The following is a 20,046-nucleotide window of genomic DNA, read 5'->3' as shown; positions in this document are numbered from 1 at the left end:
TATGGCGAATGGAACGCCGGGATGCTGCGCGACAAGGGTAAACCGGTCCTTAACGGGAACGGTCCCGCACGGGTTATCCTCAGGCGGTCCTGGGTTGATCCTGGGGAGCAGACGGCCAATATGGAGGCTACCGGCCCACGAAATCCTTTCTGAAATGGCAGATCCCTTGAAAAGTCAGAACCGTTCGCCCTCGCATTCCATCTCCTCGACCGGCGCCAAGCAGGCCGAACTCGGTGCCCTGCCCGAATGGAACCTCGCGGATCTCTATCCGGCGATCGACAGCGCGGAATTCCGGAATGATCTCGCGAAGGCGGAGGCGGAATGCCGGGAATTGGCGGAAGCCTATCGCGGCAAGCTCGAGTCCCTGGCCCGCGGGGAGGATGCGACGACGACCCTCGGGGAGGCGGTCAAACGCTACGAGGCGGTCGAGGATCTTCTCGGGCGGCTGATGTCCTATGCCGGCCTCGTCTATTCCGGCGACACGACCGATCCGGTGCGTGCGAAGTTCTATGGCGATACCCAGGAGCGGTTGACGGCGGCCTCGAGCGATCTCCTGTTTTTCGGGCTCGAGCTCAATCGGATCGACGACGAGGTGATGGACAAGGCCACGGCCGATGGGCCGCTCGCTCATTACCGGCCCTGGATCGAGGATCTGCGGAAGGACAAGCCCTACCAGCTCGACGACAAGACCGAAAAGCTGTTTCACGAGAAGTCCGTGACCGGACGAGCCGCCTGGAACCGACTCTTCGACGAGACCATCGCCTCGCTGCGTTTCCAGGTCCGCGGCGAGGAGCTTCCCATCGAGCCGACCCTGAACAAGCTGCAGGATCCGGACGAGACTGTCCGCAAGGATGCGTCCGACGCCCTCGCGACGACCCTCAAGGCAAATCTGCGGACATTCACGCTGATCACCAACACGCTCGCCAAGGACAAGGAAATCTCGGATCGCTGGCGCGGCTTCGAGGACGTGGCGGATTCCCGGCACCTGGCCAACCGGGTCGAGCGCGAGGTGGTCGAGGCCCTGGTCTCGGCCGTGCACGAGGCCTATCCCAGGCTGTCGCACCGCTATTACGCTCTGAAGGCCAAGTGGTTCGGCAAGGAGAAGCTCGATCACTGGGACCGCAATGCGCCCCTGCCGAAGGTCGAGCAGCGGACGATCCGCTGGGACGAGGCCCGGGAGACCGTGCTGTCCGCCTATTCGGACTTCTCTCCGCGGATGGCCGACATTGCCCGGCGTTTCTTCGACGAGAGCTGGATCGACGCGCCGACACGGCCCGGCAAGGCGCCCGGCGCCTTTGCTCATCCCACCGTGCCGTCGGCGCACCCCTACGTGCTGCTGAACTACCAGGGCAAGCCGCGCGACGTGATGACCCTCGCCCATGAGCTGGGGCACGGCGTGCATCAGGTCCTCGCCGCCCCCAACGGGGCCCTCATGGCGCCGACGCCCCTGACGCTGGCCGAGACGGCATCCGTCTTCGGCGAGATGCTGACCTTCCGCAAGCTTCTCGACCAGATCACCGATCCGGCGCAGCGCAAGGCGATGCTGGCGGCCAAAGTGGAAGACATGATCAACACCGTTGTGCGCCAGATCGCGTTCTATTCCTTCGAGCGCAAGGTCCATCTGGAGCGCCGCAACGGCGAATTGACGGCAGAGAAGCTCTGCGAATTGTGGATGTCGGTGCAGGACGAAAGCCTGGGCCCGGCCATCCGCCTCGGCGCGGGCTACGAGTCCTTCTGGACCTACATCCCGCATTTCATCCATTCTCCATTCTACGTGTACGCCTATGCCTTCGGCGACTGCCTGGTGAATTCGCTCTACGGCATCTACGAGCGCTCCAACGAGGGCTTCGTGGAGCGCTACTTCGCCCTTCTGTCGGCGGGTGGCACCAAGCACTATTCCGAGCTGCTCGCGCCCTTCGGCCTCGATGCCCGCGACCCGTCCTTCTGGCAGATCGGCCTGTCGATGATCGAGCGTCTGATCGGCGAGCTCGAGGCGATGGAAGGAACGGCCTGAACCCATGTCCGGCAGCGACCCCGAAGCCAACCGCTTCTCCGCCCGCGCCGCACGCTATGCGAGGGTCGGCGCCAATATGGGCGGCGTCGCCGCGCGGATGGCGGGGGCGCGCCTCTTCGGAGGGGATGCCTCGAACGCGGCAGCGCTCGCCCAGGCGCTCGGGGGTCTCAAGGGACCGATCATGAAGGTGGCCCAGCTGCTCGCCACCATTCCCGACCTCATCCCGCCCGAATACGCCGCGGAGCTGCAGAAACTCCAGAGCGAGGCGCCGCCCATGGGGGCCGCCTTCGTGAAACGCCGCATGCAGGCTGAACTCGGGCCGAACTGGCAGAGCCGCTTCGGAAGCTTCGACCTCAACCCGGCGGCGGCGGCTTCCCTCGGTCAGGTGCACCGCGCCACCACGAAGGATGGCGCGCGGCTCGCCTGCAAGCTGCAATATCCAGACATGCAATCCGCCGTGGAGGCGGATCTCGCGCAGCTCGAATTCGTGTTCTCCCTCCATCGTCGCATGGACCCCGCCATCGACACGCGCGAGATCGCCAAGGAGATCGGCGAGCGGGTGCGGGAGGAGCTCGATTACGAGCGGGAGGCACGCCATGCGGCACTCTATGCCAGGACGCTGTCCGATGTCTCCGAGGTGAGGGTGCCGAAGGTCCATCCGGAGCTGTCGACGCGGCGTCTGCTCGCCCTCGAATGGCTCGATGGCGACAGGATCCTGAACTACGCGCAGGCGGATGTGGCGGTGCGCAATCGGCTTGCCGTCGCCATGTTCAAGGCCTGGTGGCATCCCTTCAGCCATGCGGCCGTGATCCATGGCGACCCGCATCTCGGCAACTACACGGTCTTCTCCGACGGCAGCGAGCCTGCCGGGATCAACCTGCTCGACTACGGTTGCGTCCGGATCTTCCATCCGAAATTCGTCGGCGGCGTGGTCGATCTCTATCGCGGGCTCCAGAACAATGACCGGGACCGGATCGTCCATGCCTACGAGACCTGGGGCTTCAAGAACCTGTCTGCGGAGCTCATCGATATCCTGAATATCTGGGCGCGGTTCATCTATGGGCCGCTCCTCGACGACCGGGTCCGCACGGTCGCCGATGGCGTCAAGCCGGGGGATTACGGGCGCCGCCAGGCCTTCGAGGTGCACAAGGCGCTGAAGGAGAGGGGGCCGGTGACGGTCCCGCGGGAATTCGTCTTCATGGACCGCGCCGCGGTCGGGCTCGGTGCCGTCTTCCTGCACCTGCGCGCGGAATTGAACTACCACAGGCTCTTCGAGGCCGAGATCGAGCGCTTTTCGCTCGATCTTCTGGCCGAGCGCCAGAACGGCGCCCTCACGGCCTCGGGACTTCCCCTGTCGGCGTAATGAAGTTGCGTCCTGGGCCTTGTCGCCGTAGATGGAGGGTTACGGCGCGTCAGGGGAAGCCATGAAGTTCGTTTTCGTCCACCAGAATTTTCCCGGCCAGTTCGGCCGGATTGCCAGGGCTCTCGTGCAGGACGGGCATGAGGTCATTGCCCTGGGCATGGTGAAGGAGTGTTCGATTCCGGGGATCCGCTACGTGCCTTACGACGCGGTGCCGGGTCCCGACGACGCTCCCTACCAGAACCGGTATTCGGCTGCCGTTCCGCGGCTTCGCCGCGCCTATGGCGTCGCCCACAAGGCACGGCAGATGGCCGAGCAGGGGTTTCACCCTGATGTTGTCGTGGTGAATACGGGCTGGGGGGAAAACCTCTTCCTCAAGGATGTGTGGCCTTCCGCGAAGCATGTGGCGTATTTCGAGTATTACTACGCCGCAAAAGGACAGGATCTCGATTTCGACCCGGAATTCCCGGTCACGAACCCGGAGGTCGTGTGGCGGCTGAGGGCCAAGAACGCGATGCAGCTCGGGGCGCTCGACGCCGCCGATCTCGCCGTCGCGCCGACCCATTACCAGCGCAGCACCTTTCCCGCCTATCTGCGCGATCGCATCGCCGTCATCCACGATGGAATCGACGCCCAGGGCCTGAGGCCCAATCCCGGCCTGAGCCTGCGCCTCGGCCAGAACGGTCCGCGCCTGAGCCGGGAGATCCCGGTCATCACCTATGTCAGCCGGAATATCGAGCCGATGCGCGGGTCCCACGTGATGTTCAGGAGCCTGCCCGACATGCTCCAGATCGACCCGCGCCTCCAGGTCGTCGTCGTCGGCGGCAAGGGCACCAGCTATTCCGGCCAGGCGCCCGGAGGAAAGAGCTGGTTCGATTACTTCCGGGATCGGATCGAGGGAACGGTCGACTGGTCGCGCGTCCATTTCGTCGGAAACCTGCCCTACGACCAGTTCGTCAAGGTGCTCCAGGTCTCCTCCGCCCATATCTACATGACCTATCCTTTCGTCCTGTCCTGGTCTTCGATCGAGGCCATGGCCCTCGAATGCCGGATGGTCGCCTCCGACACGGAGCCGGTCCGGGAGATCATCGAGGACGGGGTCAACGGCAGGCTGTTCGATTTCTTCGATTCGAGGGCCCTCGTGGAACAGGTGCGCGAAACCCTCAAGGACAAAGCCCGGTCCGCGGAGATGGCGCGGGAGGGGCGCCGGATCGCCTTGGAACGTTATGACTTCCAAAGCGTCTGCCTGCCGGAATGGCGGGCGTTCCTCGGAGCCTGAACCGGTTCCGTCCGATAATTTTGGCGACTTGGCCGTTCCGAGCGTTGCGGCGCCTCACCGCATGGGGTAAACGCAGCCAAAAGAACTGTTGCGAAACAAAGGCATCGATCATGGCCGATACAAAACACGCACCCTTTGGGGGTTACAGCCCGGATATGGACGCGGCCGCCCACGAGGCGGCCTATAGCGGCTTCGTCCGGTTCGTCGAGATCGCGACCGTCGTGGTCATCTGTCACGTGCTGGCGCTCGCCGTCGGCGGTATCCACCATGCCTGGCTGACGGCGATTTTCGGCGTCATCCTCTCCCTCGCCGCCGGAGCCGTCGGCGCGGTCTCGCCAGCCATCGGCGTACGTGCGCCCGCAGTGGTCGCCATCCTCTTGCTTCTGGCACTCTTTTTCTATTGAAATAGGCGGAGGGGACAAAAGTCCCCTTCGGACAATAAAGGGCGGCCGGTCAGGTGCCCGAGGCGGGGGATCGCATGCGGATCGCTGTTCTTTCAGAATCCGATAAGGTGGAGACGCGCGTCGCTGCCACTCCCGAGACGATCAAGAAATACAAGGCGCTCGGCGCGGATGTCGTGGTGCAGGCAGGAGCGGGCCAGCGCGCCGGCTTTCCCGATGCGGAATTCGAGGCTGCCGGCGCCGCCATCGCCAGGAACGCCAAGGACGCGGTGAAGGATGCCGATATCGTCCTGAAGGTCCGCCGCCCCGAAGCTGCGGAACTCGTCGGCCTCAAACCCGGCGCACTCCTCATCGCCATCATGGATCCCTATGGCCAGGATGCCGCGCTCAAGGCGCTGGCCGACGCGCATGTCGCCGCCTTCGCCATGGAATTGATGCCGCGCATCACCCGGGCGCAGGTGATGGACGTTCTGTCCTCCCAGGCCAATCTCGCCGGATACCGCGCCGTCATCGACGCGACCTCCGAATATGGCCGCGCCATGCCGATGATGATGACTGCGGCCGGTACCGTTCCCGCCGCGCGGGTCTTCGTCATGGGCGCCGGCGTCGCCGGATTGCAGGCCATCGCGACAGCGCGCCGTCTCGGCGCGGTGGTGACGGCGACCGACGTCCGTCCCGCCGCCAAGGAGCAGGTGGAGAGCCTCGGGGCCAAGTTCATCGCGGTCGAGGACGAGGAGTTCAAGCAGGCCGAGACGGCGGGCGGCTACGCGAAGGAAATGTCGGCGGAATACAAGGCGAAGCAGGCGGCCCTGGTCGCCTCGCACATCGCCAAGCAGGACATCGTCATCACGACGGCCCTCATCCCCGGGCGTCCGGCCCCGAAGCTCGTCAGCCGCGATATGGTCGAGGCCATGAAGCCCGGGTCCGTCATCGTCGATCTGGCGGTGGAGCGGGGCGGCAACGTGGAACTGGCGGAGCCCGGCAAGGTCGTCAACCACAACGGGGTGAAGATCGTCGGCCATCTCAATGTGCCCGGGCGCCTCGCGGCGACCGCGTCGAGCCTCTATGCGCGCAACCTCTACGCCTTCGTCGAGACGCTGGTCGACAAGGACACGAAGGCGCTGGCCGTCAAATGGGACGACGAACTCGTGAAGGCGACGTGCCTGACCCGCGACGGCGCGATCGTCCACACGGCTTTCCAGCCGACAGCGTAAGAGGGCAACGCCATGGCAGTACTGACACCCGAACAGGCCGTCGAACAGTCCCGGGCGGCGGCAGAGGCTGCCCAGCGCGCGGCCGAAACGGCACAATCCATCGCCGATCAGGTCGCCGCCGCTGCGAGCGTCGTGACCCATGGCGCGGTCGATCCGACGGTGTTCCGTCTCGCGATCTTCGTGCTGGCCATCTTCGTCGGCTACTACGTGGTCTGGTCGGTGACGCCGGCGCTGCACACACCGCTGATGTCGGTGACCAACGCCATTTCCTCGGTCATCGTGGTCGGCGCGGTCCTTGCGGTCGGCGTCAACGTCGCCCCGGCCCTCGGGGATGGACCGGTCTGGGCGCGGGCGCTGGGCTTCATCGCCCTGATCCTCGCCTCCATCAATATCTTCGGCGGCTTCCTGGTGACCCAGCGCATGCTCGCCATGTACCGCAAGAAGGGTTGAGGCGATGTCGGCAAATCTGGCCTCGATCCTGTATCTGGTTTCCGGCGTTCTCTTCATCCTGGCCCTGCGCGGCCTCTCCCATCCCACCACGTCCCGTCAGGGCAACCTATACGGCATGGTGGGCATGGGGATCGCGATCGTCACAACGCTTCTCGTCTCCCCGCCGACCGGATTTGGCGGCTGGCTTCTGGTGATCGCGGGCCTCGCCATCGGCGGCGGCATCGGCGCGGTCGTCGCCAAGCGCGTGCCGATGACGGCCATGCCCCAGCTCGTGGCGGCCTTCCACTCCCTCGTCGGCATGGCCGCGGTTCTGGTGGCGGCGGGCGCGCTCTATGCGCCGCAGGCCTTCGGCATCGGCTCCGTCGGGACCATCCATGGCGGCTCGCTGTTCGAGATGGCGCTCGGGGTCGCGATCGGCGCCATCACCTTCACGGGCTCGGTCATCGCCTTCCTGAAGCTCGATGGGCGCATGTCCGGCAAGCCGATTCTTCTGCCGCAGCGCCATTTGCTCAATATCGCGCTCGGCGTGCTGCTCCTCGTCCTGCTCGTGACCTTCATCCGCACCGAGAGCCATACCGTGTTCTGGCTCATCGTGCTGGTGTCGTTCGTGCTTGGCGTGACGCTCATCATCCCCATTGGCGGCGCCGACATGCCGGTCGTGGTGTCGATGCTCAACTCCTATTCCGGGTGGGCGGCCGCGGGCATCGGCTTCACCCTCGGCAACCTCGCGCTCATCATCACTGGCGCGCTGGTCGGCTCCTCGGGTGCGATCCTGTCCTACATCATGTGCAAGGGCATGAACCGCTCGTTCTTCTCCGTCATTCTCGGCGGCTTCGGCGGCGAGACGGCCGGGGCAGCAGCGGGCGGCGCGGTCGAGGCCCGGCCGGTGAAGCAGGGTTCGGCCGCCGACGCCGCATTCATCATGAAGAATGCCGAAAAGGTCATCATCGTGCCGGGCTACGGCATGGCGGTGGCGCAGGCGCAGCATGCCCTGCGCGAAATGGCGGACGAGCTGAAAGCCGAGGGCGTCGAGGTCAAATACGCCATCCATCCGGTTGCGGGCCGCATGCCCGGCCACATGAACGTTCTGCTCGCCGAAGCGAACGTGCCTTATGACGAGGTCTTCGAGCTCGAGGACATCAATGGCGAGTTCGCCCAGGCCGATGTCGCCTTCGTGATCGGCGCCAACGACGTGACCAATCCGGCGGCCAAGACCGATCCGAAATCGCCGATCTACGGCATGCCGGTTCTGGACGTGGAAAAGGCCAAGACGGTGCTGTTCATCAAGCGCAGCATGGGCTCGGGCTATGCCGGCGTCGAGAACGAGCTGTTCTTCCGCGACAACACCATGATGCTCTTCGGAGATGCGAAGAAGATGGTGGACGAGATCCTGAAGAATCTCGACTGAGTTTTCGTCGCAACGATTTCCCAGCGATCCGAAGGCCGGTGTGAGCCGGCCTTCGGCTTATGGAGCCTGTGGCATGAGCGTGATCCTGCGCACGGCGGGTCCGGCGGACCGGACCGTCGTCATCGAGCTGATTCACCGGCTCAACGTCTTCGAGGCCGACCTGACCGGCGACCGCCGGCGGGATTATGGCGGCGCCAGTGCCTATTACGACGAACTGCTCCAGCGCCTCTCCGGTCGCCAGGGCCGGATCGTTCTGGCCGAGGCGGACGGCATCGCCATCGCGGCCATGGGCTTCTCCATCGATCAGGACGCCGCCTATGTCAGTGACGATGTGCGCCGGCACGGCACCGTGACCGATCTCATCGTGCACGAGGAATGGCGTAGCCGAGGCATCGGACAGTTGCTGCTCAAGGAGGCCGAGCGCCTGACCCGCGAGGCCGGCCTGAAGCGGCTCATGATCGGCGCCCTGGTTGCCAACGAGCGGGCCGAGCACACCTACCGGAGGTTCGGCTTCGAGCCTTATGTTTCCTATATGGTCAAGACAATCTGACGGGATTCAGATTTCCCGGGCGGCGAATGTGAGGCCCGGCCAGCGGGTGGACCAGTCCTTGCCGGCAAGCCGCCGCCTGTAGAGCTCCACCTTGTCGCGGAAGGCCGGCGTCGGCCTGACCGTGAGAGTGAGCAGATCCGAGACTCCGTACGGAGCGATGACTTCCACATCGCCCTTCACCAGACGGGCAGCGACCGCCGTGGCGGTTTCCGGCCAGTGGGCGATGGCGTCCGACGTGTCGCGATAGGGCGCATCGCCGTTGCGGGCGTGCATGCGCGCCTGGTTCTTCACCTGCCAGTTCGGGCCAGGTCGGAGGCATTTGAGCTCTTCCCGCAGGGTCTCGTCCCGGCCGGCATCGGCATTCGACGGATCGAAGAACACCACGTCCACGTCCTCGAGGGAGTCGGGATCGAAGCACCGGCCATGAAGCGCGTCCCACACGGCGTTGCGGACGAAACCGGCACCGATCCATGCATCCGGCAGATCGAGCGATGCCGCGACGGCAAGAAGCCCACGCATGGCGGCGTGGGCTTCGATCAGATCGGCAATGTCGGCGAGGCTGCGCATGGGGCCGGCCGGGCCCTGAGCCTTACAGGCGCGAGGTGCCCTGGCGTGCGACCGCGTTCGAGTTGTCGATGGACAGGGCGCGCTGGAAGCTTTCGGCGGCCTGGCTCTTGTTGCCCTGGCGCTCGAAGGCCACTCCGCGCCATGCCCAGGAATCGGCATCGCGGGCATTCACGTTGAGCGCGGCGTTGAAATCCTCGATGGCCTTGTCGTACTGGCCGGTCGCCACGAGGCTTTGCCCGCGGGCGGCATAGGGCGCACCCACGAAGGGATTGCGGTCGATCGTGGCATCGAAGTCCAGGATCGCCTGCTGGTGCATGCCCTGGCGCTGGTAGAGCAGGCCACGGGCGTGCAGGGCCTCGGCCGATTCAGGCACCAGGCGGATCGCCGCATTCAGGTCGTTGAGGGCTTCCTGGTACTGGTTCTGGGCCCGCAACAGGTTGCCGCGACCGATATAGGCCGGGCCGTAATTCGGGTCGGCCTGGATGGCGCGGGTGAAATCGGCCAGCGCCTGGTCGTTCCGTCCGGTCTGGCGCAGGGCGAGGGCCCGATTGGTATAGGCCGGGGCGTAGTTCGGATCGAGCTGGACCGCCTTGGTGAAATCCGCCGTGGCGTCGCTGTAGCGGCCGACCCGGGCATAGGCGGCGCCGCGGGTGTTGTAGGCACCCGGGTCGGTGGGATTGCGCTCAATCACATCGGAGAGGGAGGCGATGTTCACCTTGCTGGTGCCCTGGGTGTCCTCCTCGACGACGGCGATGCGGCGGGTCACGCCGCCGCCGGTGGTCTCGCAGCCTGCAAGGCCAAGGGCGACAAGGGTCAGGGTCAGGGGCGCGAAGCGGCGAATCGATGAGGCGAGCACCTTCGTCTCCAGCTCAATGAATGGGGATAGGCTCACCCTAAGGGGTAAACCTTAACAGCCATGAAATAAAGCAGCATGGACGGGGAGGGAGGGCTGAAACGCAATCGGCGCCCGGTCTTCTCAGACAGGCGCCGAATCACAATCGAAAGGCTGGATTTTCGAAGCTCGTGGAAGAGCTTAGCGGGCCGGACGGCCGGGAGCGACGGTGCGCGGCTTCGAAGGCAGGAGGCCTTCGCGCTGCATGCGCTTGCGGATCAGCTTGCGGGCGCGGCGAACGGCCTCGGCCTTCTCGCGGGCCTTCTTCTCAGACGGCTTCTCATAGTGGCCGCGGAGCTTCATCTCGCGGAAGATGCCCTCACGCTGCATCTTCTTCTTGAGAGCGCGGAGCGCCTGATCGACGTTGTTATCCCGGACAAGAACCTGCACGCGAATTCCTCGTAATGATCCGTTTCGATTGCTGCAAAAACAAATGAGGCGCGTCCTGCGCACCTCTATCTGACCGGCGTGACTACCAGAAGATGCCTGGATTGTCTAGGCTTTCCTGCCAAGAAAAGCGCCGGCCCCACAAGGCGAACCGGGGTCAACGCTCCAGCTCGAAGGAAGTTCACTTCTCTTCCGGGTAGACCCGGGTGACATGGCCCATCTTGCGTCCGGGCCGGGCCTCGGACTTGCCGTAGAGGTGCAGGTGCGCCCCGGGCTCGGCGAGGATGCGCTCCCAGCCATTCGCGTCATCGCCGATGAGGTTCTGCATCTCGACCCGGCCCAGCCGGGCGGTCGTGCCGAGCGGCCAGCCGCAGATGGCCCGGACATGCTGCTCGAACTGCGAGGTCGTCGCGCCGCCCAGGGTCCAGTGGCCGGAATTGTGGACGCGCGGGGCAATCTCATTGACGACGAGACGCTCCCCTTCGGCACCGTTCAGGAGGAACATCTCCACGGCCAGGACGCCCACATAATCGAGCGCATCGGCGATGGAACGGGCGATGGCGAAGGCGGCCTTCTCCGTCGCAACCGAGACGCCCGCAGGGACCCGGGTCGTGGCGAGGATATGGCTGCGGTGCTCGTTGGCGCACAGGTCATAGGCCGCAAATCCGCCCTTTTCCGTGCGCGCGGCCACCACCGAAACCTCGCGCTCGAAGGGGACGAAGCCCTCGAGGATCGCCGGCGCCCGCCCGATTCCCGCGAAGGCCGCACGCGGATCGCTATCGGGACGGAGCATGACCTGGCCCTTGCCGTCATAGCCGAAACGGCGGGTCTTGAGCACGGCGGGGCGGCCGATCCGCTCCAGCGCCGCGGCGAGATCGTCCTCACCCGATACGGCGGCGAAGGGGGCGGTCGCGATGCCGAGATCCGCAAGGAATGTCTTTTCGGTCAGGCGGTCCTGGGACACGGACAGGGCCCGCGCATTCGGAGCGAGGAGCGCATGGGCGCTCAGGATCGCCGCCGTTTCTCCCGGCACGTTCTCGAACTCGTAGGTCACCACATCGACGGCCTTGGCGAAACGCACGAGCGCCGCCTCGTCCTCGTAGGCCGCCACCGTGTGTTCAGCCGCGACGTCGAAGGCGGGACTGTTCCGCTCTGGCGCAAAGATATGAGTGCGCAGCCCGAGTTCCGCTGCGGCCATGGCCATCATCCGGCCAAGCTGGCCGCCGCCGAGGATGCCGAGGGTGCTGCCGGGACGGATCATGGCGTCAACCTTCGTTCGCGGGCTTCTCGGCGACGCTCTCGCTCTGGCGCGTCCGCCACGCATCGAGACGCCCGGCGAGGGCCTTGTCGTGCAGGGCGAGGACGGCGGCGGCGAGAAGCGCGGCGTTCACCGCTCCGGCGCGACCGATGGCCAAGGTTCCGACCGGGATGCCGGCGGGCATCTGCACGATGGAGAGCAGGCTGTCCTGGCCCGAGAGGGATTTCGATTCCACAGGCACCCCGAAAACCGGAAGCGGGGTCATGGCGGCGGTCATGCCGGGAAGGTGCGCCGCTCCGCCCGCGCCGGCGATCACCACCTGGAAGCCTGCCGCCTTCGCGCCCTTGGCGAAGGAGACCAGCCGATCGGGCGTCCGGTGCGCGGAGACGATGCGCGCATCGTAGGGGATTTCGAGGATATCGAGGGTGTCTGCGGCATGCCGCATGGTGGCCCAGTCGGACTGACTGCCCATGATGATGGCAACGGGGATTCCCGCCATGTTCCGGCTCCGGCTCTGGCCTACGCGTCAGGCGGGCATAACGAAGGCTTCATGGCCAAGCAAGGCCGATGCATGGGAGAGCCCTGTTTTCGAGTGCATTTCCAAGCTGGGCCGCTGCCGTCCCGCCGGAAAATGCAGCGGCATCAGGCGATGATGTCGGGAGTGATCTGGTCCTCGATCTGGATAATGCGGTCCTTGAGGACGAGCTTGCGCTTCTTCAAGCGCTGGACCTGCAACTGGTCGCCGGCGATCATCTTCTCGAGCGCGTCGATCGCCGTGTCCAGATCTCGGTGCTCCTGCTTCAGCCGCGAGAGTTCCGCTTCGAGTTCAGCCAGATCGTGCATCGAAAAGCCCAGATGGCAGAGCCGCCCGGAACCGGGCGCGAGAAGGGGAAATTATGCTCCGCGGCATCCTCAAGGGCAAGCATAAAGCCGATTCTTTGCCCGCATATCCGTTCCCGCAACGCAGCACGGTTTGCCTTCGACTCGCCACTTTCTGTGTGTCACACTCCTGTCGTCAGATGTCGAACAGGAGGTCATTGATATGCCGCTGCAGAATCATCTTGTGGAGCTCGAGCGTAAGCATCAGGCACTCGAGCGCGAAATTCAGGATGCTCTCAACCACCCCTCCATGGATGACACGAAGATGGCGGAGCTGAAGCGCAAGAAGCTTCAGCTCAAGGATCAGATCACCCGCCTCAAAGGCGTTCACGCGGTGATGCACTGAACACACCGCTTCAGTCGGATTTCCCAGAAAAGCTGCCGCTGTTCCCCGTGAAGAGCGGCAGTTTTCACGAGTCTGGCAAGAACTACAGAAACGCCCGCATGCCGTCGATGACGAGCTTGGCGCCGACCAGGACCAGCAGGCAATAGACGAGGGTGTAGAACCGGGCTCCCGAGACCCTGCGCACAAGCAGCACGCCCGCCCAGGTGGAGGCGACCGCAAGCGGAAACAGCACCCCGGCCGTGGCGAGATTCTCGGATGTGAACTGGCCGAGTGCGATATAGGGCGGCACCTTGATCCAGTTGTTGAGGGCGAAGAACACAGCCCCGGTCCCGACGAAGACGTCGCGCGGCAGACGCTGAGGCATCACGTAGATCTGGAAGGGTGGGCCGCCCGCGTGGGCGATCATGCTGGTGAAGCCCGTCACATAGCCCCAGAAAACGCCGCGGGGCACGTCGGCCTTGGCGGGCTCCGGTGGAGACGCCCGGCGATCCAGGATCAGCCGGCGAACGGCGAAGGCGATGGAGATGATGCCCACGACCAGGGTGACGGCATCGTCCGAGACACGCGCCGCCAAAAGATAGCCCGAGAGAATGCCGACGATGCCGCTGGGAAGCAGGATGGCGATGTTGCGCCGGTCCCAGCTGTGCCGGAAGGCCCAGACGGTCACCACATCCTGGACGAGCAGGATCGGCAGCATGATCGCTGCCGACTGAACGGGGGAGACGACAAGCGCCATCAATGGCAGCGACAGGAGGCCGAGACCCGAGAACCCGCCCTTGGAGAGGCCCATCAGGACCACCGAGGGGATCGCTGCGGCGTAGAACAGGGGATCGGTAATCATGACGCACTCGCCGAAAGTCGCCGCTGACCACGGCCTGCCCGCCTGCTACCACGGCAGAACCGTGAAGTCTCATGCGGTGAGCACATTGGGGTAGGGCCATGACATCAACCCGGATGACGTCGGAGCAAGAGGCAGGTGGCACGAGCCGCTACCGCGAGGTGTACGAACGCTGGCGGTCGGATCCCGAGTGGTTCTGGGGAGAAGCGGCGCGGGAGATCGACTGGTTCAAGCCCGCCGACCGGATCTTCGATCCATCCGAGGGGGTCTACGGGCGCTGGTTTGTCGGGGCCGAAGGCAACGTGTGCTACAATGCCGTCGACCGCCATGTAGAGCGTGGCCGGGCCGGCCAGGCGGCCCTGATCTACGACAGCCCTGTCACCGGTACGATCCGCACCTACACCTATCACGAGATCAGGGACGAGGTCGCGACCCTTGCGGCGGTCCTGCAGGACATGGGCGTCGCCAAGGGAGACCGGGTCGTCCTCTACATGCCGATGATTCCGGAGGCGGTGTTCGCCATGCTGGCCTGCGCCCGCATCGGCGCCGTCCATTCCGTCGTCTTCGGGGGCTTCGCGGCGCGGGAACTCGCGACGCGGCTCGAGGATGCGACGCCCAGGCTCGTGCTCTCGGCGTCCTGCGGCATCGAAGTCTCCCGGGTCGTTCCCTACAAGCCGCTTCTCGACGAAGCGATCGCGCTGAGCAGCCACAAGCCGGAGGCGTGCCTCATCCTCCAGCGACCCCAGGCCGAGGCATCGCTGGTCGAGGGCCGGGACCGCGACTGGGCCGTGGCGGTGACGGAGGCCCGCAGGGCCGGGCGGCAGGCACCCTGTGTCCCGGTCGCCGCCACCGATCCGCTCTACATCCTCTATACCTCCGGTACGACGGGGCGGCCGAAGGGCGTGGTGCGCGATACGGGCGGCTACATGGTCGCCCTGAAATGGTCGATGAAAAATCTCTACGGCATCGATCCCGGGGAGGTCTATTTCTGCGCCTCCGACGTGGGCTGGGTCGTCGGCCATTCCTACATCGTCTATGGGCCGCTGCTGCACGGCTGCACCTCGATCCTCTACGAGGGCAAGCCCGTCGGCACCCCCGACGCCGGTGCCTTCTGGCGCGTGGCATCCGAGCACAAGGCGGTCGCCTTGTTCACTGCGCCGACGGCCTTCCGGGCGATCAAGAAGGAGGATCCCGACGCCAGGCTTCTGAAGGATTACGACCTGTCGGGCTTCCGCGCCCTGTTCCTCGCGGGGGAGAGGGCGGACCCGGACACGGTGCAATGGGCGGAGCGCATCCTCGGCGTCCCCGTCGTGGACCATTGGTGGCAGACGGAGACGGGCTGGGCGATCGCGGGAAACCCGCTCGGCCTCGGCGCGCTGCCGATCAAGTACGGCTCTCCCACCGTGCCGATGCCCGGCTACGACGTGCAGGTCCTCGACGAGGGCGGCAGGCAGGTGCCTCCCGACACCATGGGCTCCATCGCCGTCAAGCTACCGCTCCCGCCCGGCTGCCTTCCGACCCTCTGGCACGCGGACGAACGCTTCCGGGAAGGCTACCTCGCGACCTATCCCGGCTACTACAACACCTCGGATGCGGGATTCATCGACGCGGACGGTTACGTCTACATCATGGGGCGCACGGACGACATCATCAACGTCGCTGGCCACCGCCTGTCCACGGGCGGCATGGAGGAGGTGCTGGCCTCCCATCCGGCGGTCGCGGAATGCGCGGTGATCGGCGTGCGCGATTCCCTGAAAGGGGAGGTGCCCTGCGGCTTCGTGGTGCTGAAATCGGGCGTCGGCCAGTCTCCGGCGACGGTCGAGACCGAACTGGTGGGGCTGGTGCGCCAGAAGATCGGCCCCGTTGCCGCCTTCAAGCTCGCCATCACGGTCGGACGCCTGCCGAAGACCCGCTCCGGCAAGATCCTGCGCGGCACGATGAAGAAGATCGCCGACGGCGAGACCTGGACCATGCCCGCCACCATCGACGACCCGGCGATCCTCGACGAGATCGGCGAGGCGCTCAAGGGTAGAGGGTTGGGATGATCTCTCGTCGCCGTCATCCGGGGCGCCGCAGGCGAGCCTAAAACCCATCGACGCCAGCGACGCAGGATGAAGGGCTTGGGAGGCCGCTGCGCCCAGTTCGTCAAGCTCGGCGGCTATGGGTTCCAGGCCCAGCTCTTCGAGCTGTCCCGGAATGACAGCGCAATTCCTAAGCGCCCGGCCTGACACAAAAAAGGCCCGGAGCGGTCCGGGCCTTTCGAAATCCTACTCTTCGTCGTCCTCGTCGGGACGCTTGAGCTGCTTGAGCTTGGCGAAGACCGAGTTGACGTCGATCTCCTCCTCCTTCGCGGGCTTCGGCCGGCTCATATCGGCGAAAGGCTCCTCACGCTCGGGCTCGGCCGTGGAGATTTCCGCCGGCATGAGCGTGCCGCCGCTTTCCGGGGCCACCACCGCATGCGGCCGATCCTTCGCCGCGCGCTGGACCTCGAAATCGAGGTCGATCTGCGAGCAGAGGCCGAGCGTCACGGGGTCCATCGGGCTGAGGCTGGCCGAGTTCCAGTGGGTGCGGTCGCGGACCTGCTGAATCGTGGTCTTGGTGGTGCCCACGAGCCGCATGATCTGCGCATCTTTCAGCTCGGGATGGTTGCGCACCAGCCAGAGGATGGCGTTCGGACGGTCGTGGCGACGGGAGACGGGCGTATAGCGGGGCCCCTTCTTGATCCGCTTCTGCTCCGGCAGCTTCACCCGGGACTCGGCCATCCTGAGGCGATAGTTCGTGTCGCTCTGCGCCTTCTCGATCTCTTCCCGGGTCAGCTGGCCTGAGGTGATCGGGTCCATGCCCTTGATTCCGGCGGCGACTTCGCCGTCGGCAATGCCCTTCACCTCAAGGGGGTGGAGCTTGCAGAAATCAGCGATCTGCTCGAACGACAGAGATGTGTTCTCGACGAGCCACACGGCTGTCGCCTTCGGCATCAGCGGTCCCTGGGACATGGGCTTTCACTCCTCCAGGCCGGGCGCCCGTTCATCGGCGCCGCACGGCAAAACTCTCCTGCGCTCCGTCCCGGCCGGGCCGGAGCATCTCGTCTCACATTGTGAGGGAAACGAGGTGATTATAGGGAGCGCACCCCCATGATGCAATTCTTAAAGGATGAGAACGATCTTCCCGATATGCGCGCCGCTGTCCATGCGGGCATGGGCCTTGGCCACGTCCTCAAGGGAAAAGGTCGAGTCGATCACCGGTCTGGCGCGGCCCTGGCCGAGGATGGGCAAGACCTTCTCTTCCAGGGCCCGGGCGATGGCGGCCTTCTCGGCGACGGAGCGCGAACGCAGGGTCGAACCGGTATGGGTCAGGCGCTTGAGCATCAGAAGGCGGAAATCGGCCTCAACCCGGCTGCCCTTCAGAAAGGCGATCTGGACGATGCGGCCGTCCCGGGCGGCCGCCTCGTAGTTGCGGGAGATATAGTCGCCCCCGACCATATCGAGGATGACGTCGGCCCCGCGGCCGTCCGTGGCCCCCTTCACCGCGGCGACGAAGTCCGTGTCGCGATAATTGATGGCCCGGTCGGCCCCCAGCCGGAGGCAGGCCTCGCATTTGTCGGGAGACCCGGCCGTCACGATCACATGGGCCCCCAGGGCCTTTCCCAGCTGGATGGCCGTGGTGCCGATACCGGACGAGCCGCCATGGACCAGGAGGGTCTCGCCGGGCTGGAGGCCGCCCCGCTCGAACACGTTGGTCCACACCGTGAAATAGGTTTCCGGGACCGCGCCCGCCTCTTCCAGGGACAGGCCGGCGGGCACGGCGAGGGCATTGCTCTCGTGGACCGTGGCGTACTCCGCATAGCCCCCGCCCGGAACGAGGGCCATGACCTTCGCGCCGACCGGAAAGCGGAAGGCATTCGGCCCGGAAGCCGCCACCTCGCCGGCGATTTCCAATCCCAGGATGTCGGGCGCGCCGGGAGGGGGCGGATACCCGCCCTGGCGCTGCAGGACGTCCGGGCGGTTCACGCCGGCCGCCTTCACACGCACGAGGATCTCGCCCTCTCCGGGCCGGGACACGGGGCGCTCGACGAGCCTCAGAACCTCGGGGCCGCCTTGGCCCTGCGCAACGACAGCGCGCATCGTGTCAGAAATTGCCGCCATTCCGTCCTCCTTCGGCCAAAGGTTGATGGATATAGGGCAAGATTGGCAAGCTGCGCATCGCGCTCTACCTTTGGAAGCGCGAGGAAGGAGGATGTCATGGCTTTCGATCCCTTCGATGAGGAAACGCGGGTGCGCCCGATGGGTCACGAGTTCGGCCAGGACCTCTCGATGCTTTCCATCGATGAACTCGACGAGCGAATCGCCATGCTGGAGCGGGAGATCGATCGCCTGAAGGAAGCCAAGCGCGGCAAGGAGAGTTCGATGGCCGCTGCCAGTGCCTTCTTCAAGCTCGGCTCCGCGTGAGCGGCCGCTAACCAAGCCTTAAGGTTTTCAAAAGATGATCGCCACATCCAGCTCTCTCTGGATGCCGAGTGGCTCCTGTCCACTCTGTTTGACGCCTCCCTGTAATGACTCGAGCCGCCCCTGGCGGCTCTATTTTTGGGTGCTCCCCCTGCGCTTAACCTTAAGAAACGGTTAGCGAGGCATCGAACCAAGAGCCGTTCTATAGTGTTCTCCTGACAGGAAGTGCGCCCGGCCGGCTGACGGCCGGGAACCAGGGTCTATGGGAGAGTGCCAGTGAGCGAACCCGATGTGATCAAGCTTGGAGCCGGGACCGTCCCGTTCGGGCATAGCTTCGTGCATTCGGATGCGTTCAAGGCCCTCTTCCACGAAGGCATGGAACTCGTGGAGGACACGGCGGGATATCTCGACGGCCAGGGACGCATCGATTCCAAGCTTCTGCCCCGGGACGGGATCATCGCCTATGCGACGGAGAGCATGCGCCTGACGACGCGGCTGATGCAGATCGCCTCATGGCTGCTGTTGCAGCGGGCGGTGTCGGAGGGAGAAATCACTCCCGACCAGGCCCAGCTGGAGAAGAACCGCGTTCATCTGACCCAGCAGGACACCATTACCGGGATCGATGAATACGAGGCCCTGCCGGCCCGCCTCAAGGAGCTCATTGGCCTCGCGACCCGCTTCCACGCGCGGATCCTTCACCTCGAGCGTCTGATGTCCGAACCGGATACGACCCCGGCCGTGCCGCGCCCGAACCAGGTGGTGGCCCAGCAGCGGATGCTGGAGCAGGTCTTCGGGGGCCACTAGCGTCTCCGCCGTCATCTCGGCTGTGAGGCGAGCCCGGAACCCGAAGCCGCCAGACGCAGGGCAGAACCAGGCCTCATGGGTGCATCCCGGACCCCGGATCATCGCCCGGGCCCGGCCCGCGGGGCCCTCTCGGAAGGACAGTTGCGTTCTCCCAAAATTTCCCCTTCCCCCGCGGCCCTTCGGCCCCTACATAGGGAAGGCGGGGCTGCGGGGCGCGTCAGGAGTTCATTTCCCCGGGGCCTTATCGATCCTGAAGGGAGCTGTCCCTGACCCGGTCCGTGGACCGGGACATACGGCGCCCACCTACTTTGTAGGTTCCCGGGATCGCTTCTCCGACGGCTTTTGTGGCTCCGCACCTCATGGATTCTCTCTCCCTCCCCGAGCGCAAGGAACGGCTCCGCCGCGAGGCCTTTGCCCGTCGTGACGCCCTCGACGACGTTTTCCGCCATGGGGCTGCGCAGCGCATCGCAGACCGAGCCATCGCCTTCGACGATCTGAAACGGGCCAATCCCGTCGGCGCGTACTGGCCGATCCGGAGCGAGGTCGATTCGCGGCCGCTCATGGAGGCGCTCGTAGCCCGCGGCCAGGATGTGGCGCTTTCGCAGGTCCTTCATCCCCATCTGAGCTTTCGCCTCTGGCGGCCCGGTGACGTTCTCGTGACGGGCGGCTTCGGTGTCCGGGAGCCCGGCCCCGATGCGCCGGAGGTTTTTCCGACTGCCCTTTTGGTGCCGCTCCTCGCCTTTGACCGGCGTGGCGGACGCATCGGCTACGGCAAAGGCCATTTCGATCGGGCCATCGCGGCTCTCGAGGACAAGCATCCCATCTTGACCATCGGGATCGCCTATGCGGTTCAGGAGATCGAGCAGGTCCCGGCCGAGCCCCACGACCGGCTGCTTGATGTCGTCGTCACCGAAACCGAGCTCATCCGGACGAAACCCGTCCGCAAAACCCTCTGAA

22 protein-coding genes and 1 other RNA gene are annotated in these 20,046 nt (G+C 65.4%); 14 read left to right on the top strand and 9 right to left on the bottom strand.

Annotated features, from left to right (window positions below; translation table 11 throughout):
• The first annotated feature begins 154 nt into the window (after nucleotides 1–154).
• From AC522E_RS16945 to AC522E_RS16910, 8 genes are all read left to right on the top strand, one after another.
• Nucleotides 155–2,014 carry a M3 family oligoendopeptidase gene (locus AC522E_RS16945; RefSeq protein ID WP_500747416.1) on the top strand — a complete coding sequence of 620 codons (1,860 nt, stop codon included), beginning with the start codon at nucleotides 155–157 and terminating at the stop codon, nucleotides 2,012–2,014.
• A gap of 4 nt (nucleotides 2,015–2,018) precedes the next feature.
• The gene (locus AC522E_RS16940; RefSeq protein ID WP_500747415.1) at nucleotides 2,019–3,377 is read left to right on the top strand and encodes an ABC1 kinase family protein; all 1,359 of its coding nucleotides are present in this window, start codon (nucleotides 2,019–2,021) and stop codon (nucleotides 3,375–3,377) included.
• Between the two features lie 61 nt (nucleotides 3,378–3,438).
• Nucleotides 3,439–4,653, top strand: a complete 1,215-nt coding sequence (locus AC522E_RS16935) for a glycosyltransferase (RefSeq protein ID WP_500747414.1) — start codon at nucleotides 3,439–3,441, stop codon at nucleotides 4,651–4,653.
• A 110-nt stretch (nucleotides 4,654–4,763) separates the two neighbouring features.
• Complete coding sequence (locus tag AC522E_RS16930; protein ID WP_500747413.1) at nucleotides 4,764–5,057, top strand: aa3-type cytochrome c oxidase subunit IV; 294 nt, start codon at nucleotides 4,764–4,766, stop codon at nucleotides 5,055–5,057.
• A gap of 74 nt (nucleotides 5,058–5,131) precedes the next feature.
• Nucleotides 5,132–6,268 carry a Re/Si-specific NAD(P)(+) transhydrogenase subunit alpha gene (locus AC522E_RS16925; RefSeq protein ID WP_500747412.1) on the top strand — a complete coding sequence of 379 codons (1,137 nt, stop codon included), beginning with the start codon at nucleotides 5,132–5,134 and terminating at the stop codon, nucleotides 6,266–6,268.
• A gap of 12 nt (nucleotides 6,269–6,280) precedes the next feature.
• Nucleotides 6,281–6,718: a proton-translocating transhydrogenase family protein gene (locus AC522E_RS16920; RefSeq protein ID WP_500747411.1), complete on the top strand. Its 438-nt coding sequence runs from the start codon at nucleotides 6,281–6,283 to the stop codon at nucleotides 6,716–6,718.
• A gap of 4 nt (nucleotides 6,719–6,722) precedes the next feature.
• Nucleotides 6,723–8,126 carry an NAD(P)(+) transhydrogenase (Re/Si-specific) subunit beta gene (locus AC522E_RS16915; protein ID WP_500747410.1) on the top strand — a complete coding sequence of 468 codons (1,404 nt, stop codon included), beginning with the start codon at nucleotides 6,723–6,725 and terminating at the stop codon, nucleotides 8,124–8,126.
• A 73-nt stretch (nucleotides 8,127–8,199) separates the two neighbouring features.
• Nucleotides 8,200–8,676, top strand: coding sequence for a GNAT family N-acetyltransferase (locus AC522E_RS16910; RefSeq protein WP_500747409.1), 477 nt, complete (start codon nucleotides 8,200–8,202; stop codon nucleotides 8,674–8,676).
• A gap of 6 nt (nucleotides 8,677–8,682) precedes the next feature.
• Here AC522E_RS16910 and AC522E_RS16905 read toward each other — a convergent pair whose 3' ends face one another.
• The 6 genes from AC522E_RS16905 to AC522E_RS16880 all read right to left on the bottom strand — a co-directional run bounded on the left by AC522E_RS16905 (nucleotide 8,683) and on the right by AC522E_RS16880 (nucleotide 12,623).
• Nucleotides 8,683–9,243, bottom strand: coding sequence for a nucleotidyltransferase family protein (locus AC522E_RS16905; RefSeq protein WP_500747408.1), 561 nt, complete (start codon nucleotides 9,241–9,243; stop codon nucleotides 8,683–8,685).
• Nucleotides 9,244–9,265: 22 nt separating this feature from the next.
• Nucleotides 9,266–10,099, bottom strand: coding sequence for a tetratricopeptide repeat protein (locus tag AC522E_RS16900; protein ID WP_500747407.1), 834 nt, complete (start codon nucleotides 10,097–10,099; stop codon nucleotides 9,266–9,268).
• A gap of 177 nt (nucleotides 10,100–10,276) precedes the next feature.
• On the bottom strand, nucleotides 10,277–10,525 hold the full coding sequence (gene rpsU / locus AC522E_RS16895) for a 30S ribosomal protein S21 (protein WP_227385534.1): 249 nt from the start codon (nucleotides 10,523–10,525) through the stop codon (nucleotides 10,277–10,279).
• Nucleotides 10,526–10,703: 178 nt separating this feature from the next.
• Nucleotides 10,704–11,783, bottom strand: coding sequence for a 5-(carboxyamino)imidazole ribonucleotide synthase (locus tag AC522E_RS16890; RefSeq protein WP_500747406.1), 1,080 nt, complete (start codon nucleotides 11,781–11,783; stop codon nucleotides 10,704–10,706).
• A gap of 4 nt (nucleotides 11,784–11,787) precedes the next feature.
• Nucleotides 11,788–12,279 (bottom strand): 5-(carboxyamino)imidazole ribonucleotide mutase, encoded by a 492-nt coding sequence (purE, locus tag AC522E_RS16885; protein ID WP_500747405.1) that lies wholly within the window; start codon nucleotides 12,277–12,279, stop codon nucleotides 11,788–11,790.
• A 143-nt stretch (nucleotides 12,280–12,422) separates the two neighbouring features.
• Nucleotides 12,423–12,623: a YdcH family protein gene (locus tag AC522E_RS16880; RefSeq protein WP_500747404.1), complete on the bottom strand. Its 201-nt coding sequence runs from the start codon at nucleotides 12,621–12,623 to the stop codon at nucleotides 12,423–12,425.
• 199 nt (nucleotides 12,624–12,822) lie between these two features.
• Here AC522E_RS16880 and AC522E_RS16875 point away from each other — a divergent pair, with 199 nt between their 5' ends.
• Entirely contained in the window at nucleotides 12,823–13,005 is a 183-nt protein-coding gene (locus AC522E_RS16875) for a YdcH family protein (protein ID WP_500747403.1), read from the top strand.
• Nucleotides 13,006–13,087: 82 nt separating this feature from the next.
• On the opposite strand, the gene AC522E_RS16870 is transcribed toward AC522E_RS16875, so the two are convergent.
• Complete coding sequence (locus AC522E_RS16870) at nucleotides 13,088–13,846, bottom strand: sulfite exporter TauE/SafE family protein (protein WP_500747402.1); 759 nt, start codon at nucleotides 13,844–13,846, stop codon at nucleotides 13,088–13,090.
• A gap of 98 nt (nucleotides 13,847–13,944) precedes the next feature.
• Here AC522E_RS16870 and AC522E_RS16865 point away from each other — a divergent pair, with 98 nt between their 5' ends.
• Nucleotides 13,945–15,888 (top strand): propionyl-CoA synthetase, encoded by a 1,944-nt coding sequence (locus tag AC522E_RS16865; RefSeq protein ID WP_500747401.1) that lies wholly within the window; start codon nucleotides 13,945–13,947, stop codon nucleotides 15,886–15,888.
• 222 nt (nucleotides 15,889–16,110) lie between these two features.
• Here AC522E_RS16865 and AC522E_RS16860 read toward each other — a convergent pair whose 3' ends face one another.
• Both AC522E_RS16860 and AC522E_RS16855 read right to left on the bottom strand, forming a co-directional pair.
• Nucleotides 16,111–16,836: a DUF1013 domain-containing protein gene (locus tag AC522E_RS16860; RefSeq protein ID WP_500747400.1), complete on the bottom strand. Its 726-nt coding sequence runs from the start codon at nucleotides 16,834–16,836 to the stop codon at nucleotides 16,111–16,113.
• A 150-nt stretch (nucleotides 16,837–16,986) separates the two neighbouring features.
• Nucleotides 16,987–17,976, bottom strand: coding sequence for an NAD(P)H-quinone oxidoreductase (locus AC522E_RS16855; RefSeq protein WP_500750736.1), 990 nt, complete (start codon nucleotides 17,974–17,976; stop codon nucleotides 16,987–16,989).
• Nucleotides 17,977–18,081: 105 nt separating this feature from the next.
• Here AC522E_RS16855 and AC522E_RS16850 point away from each other — a divergent pair, with 105 nt between their 5' ends.
• The 4 genes from AC522E_RS16850 to AC522E_RS16835 all read left to right on the top strand — a co-directional run bounded on the left by AC522E_RS16850 (nucleotide 18,082) and on the right by AC522E_RS16835 (nucleotide 20,045).
• Nucleotides 18,082–18,288, top strand: coding sequence for a DUF1192 domain-containing protein (locus tag AC522E_RS16850; RefSeq protein WP_500747399.1), 207 nt, complete (start codon nucleotides 18,082–18,084; stop codon nucleotides 18,286–18,288).
• Between the two features lie 273 nt (nucleotides 18,289–18,561).
• On the top strand, nucleotides 18,562–19,089 hold the full coding sequence (rcdA, locus tag AC522E_RS16845) for a protease adaptor protein RcdA (protein ID WP_500747398.1): 528 nt from the start codon (nucleotides 18,562–18,564) through the stop codon (nucleotides 19,087–19,089).
• Between the two features lie 199 nt (nucleotides 19,090–19,288).
• Nucleotides 19,289–19,444: non-coding RNA, 6S RNA (gene ssrS / locus AC522E_RS16840), on the top strand.
• Nucleotides 19,434–20,045, top strand: coding sequence for a 5-formyltetrahydrofolate cyclo-ligase (locus AC522E_RS16835; RefSeq protein ID WP_500747397.1), 612 nt, complete (start codon nucleotides 19,434–19,436; stop codon nucleotides 20,043–20,045). Before ssrS ends, AC522E_RS16835 begins: the two co-directional genes overlap by 11 nt.
• Nucleotide 20,046: the final 1 nt, after the last annotated feature.

Source organism: Microvirga sp. BF8 (assembly GCF_059888585.1).
This window is presented reverse-complemented; position numbering and strand designations above follow the sequence as displayed.

Excerpts from the sequence above, each read along its gene's own strand:
- AC522E_RS16945 (WP_500747416.1), top strand. The coding sequence starts at position 155 with ATGGCAGATCCCTTGAAAAGTCAGAACCGTTCGCCCTCGCATTCCATC.
- AC522E_RS16940 (WP_500747415.1), top strand. The coding sequence starts at position 2,019 with ATGTCCGGCAGCGACCCCGAAGCCAACCGCTTCTCCGCCCGCGCCGCA.
- AC522E_RS16935 (WP_500747414.1), top strand. The coding sequence starts at position 3,439 with ATGAAGTTCGTTTTCGTCCACCAGAATTTTCCCGGCCAGTTCGGCCGG.
- AC522E_RS16930 (WP_500747413.1), top strand. The coding sequence starts at position 4,764 with ATGGCCGATACAAAACACGCACCCTTTGGGGGTTACAGCCCGGATATG.
- AC522E_RS16925 (WP_500747412.1), top strand. The coding sequence starts at position 5,132 with ATGCGGATCGCTGTTCTTTCAGAATCCGATAAGGTGGAGACGCGCGTC.
- AC522E_RS16920 (WP_500747411.1), top strand. The coding sequence starts at position 6,281 with ATGGCAGTACTGACACCCGAACAGGCCGTCGAACAGTCCCGGGCGGCG.
- AC522E_RS16915 (WP_500747410.1), top strand. The coding sequence starts at position 6,723 with ATGTCGGCAAATCTGGCCTCGATCCTGTATCTGGTTTCCGGCGTTCTC.
- AC522E_RS16910 (WP_500747409.1), top strand. The coding sequence starts at position 8,200 with ATGAGCGTGATCCTGCGCACGGCGGGTCCGGCGGACCGGACCGTCGTC.
- AC522E_RS16905 (WP_500747408.1), bottom strand. The coding sequence starts at position 9,243 with ATGCGCAGCCTCGCCGACATTGCCGATCTGATCGAAGCCCACGCCGCC.
- AC522E_RS16890 (WP_500747406.1), bottom strand. The coding sequence starts at position 11,783 with ATGATCCGTCCCGGCAGCACCCTCGGCATCCTCGGCGGCGGCCAGCTT.
- purE (WP_500747405.1), bottom strand. The coding sequence starts at position 12,279 with ATGGCGGGAATCCCCGTTGCCATCATCATGGGCAGTCAGTCCGACTGG.
- AC522E_RS16880 (WP_500747404.1), bottom strand. The coding sequence starts at position 12,623 with ATGCACGATCTGGCTGAACTCGAAGCGGAACTCTCGCGGCTGAAGCAG.
- AC522E_RS16875 (WP_500747403.1), top strand. The coding sequence starts at position 12,823 with ATGCCGCTGCAGAATCATCTTGTGGAGCTCGAGCGTAAGCATCAGGCA.
- AC522E_RS16870 (WP_500747402.1), bottom strand. The coding sequence starts at position 13,846 with ATGATTACCGATCCCCTGTTCTACGCCGCAGCGATCCCCTCGGTGGTC.
- AC522E_RS16865 (WP_500747401.1), top strand. The coding sequence starts at position 13,945 with ATGACATCAACCCGGATGACGTCGGAGCAAGAGGCAGGTGGCACGAGC.
- AC522E_RS16860 (WP_500747400.1), bottom strand. The coding sequence starts at position 16,836 with ATGTCCCAGGGACCGCTGATGCCGAAGGCGACAGCCGTGTGGCTCGTC.
- AC522E_RS16850 (WP_500747399.1), top strand. The coding sequence starts at position 18,082 with ATGGCTTTCGATCCCTTCGATGAGGAAACGCGGGTGCGCCCGATGGGT.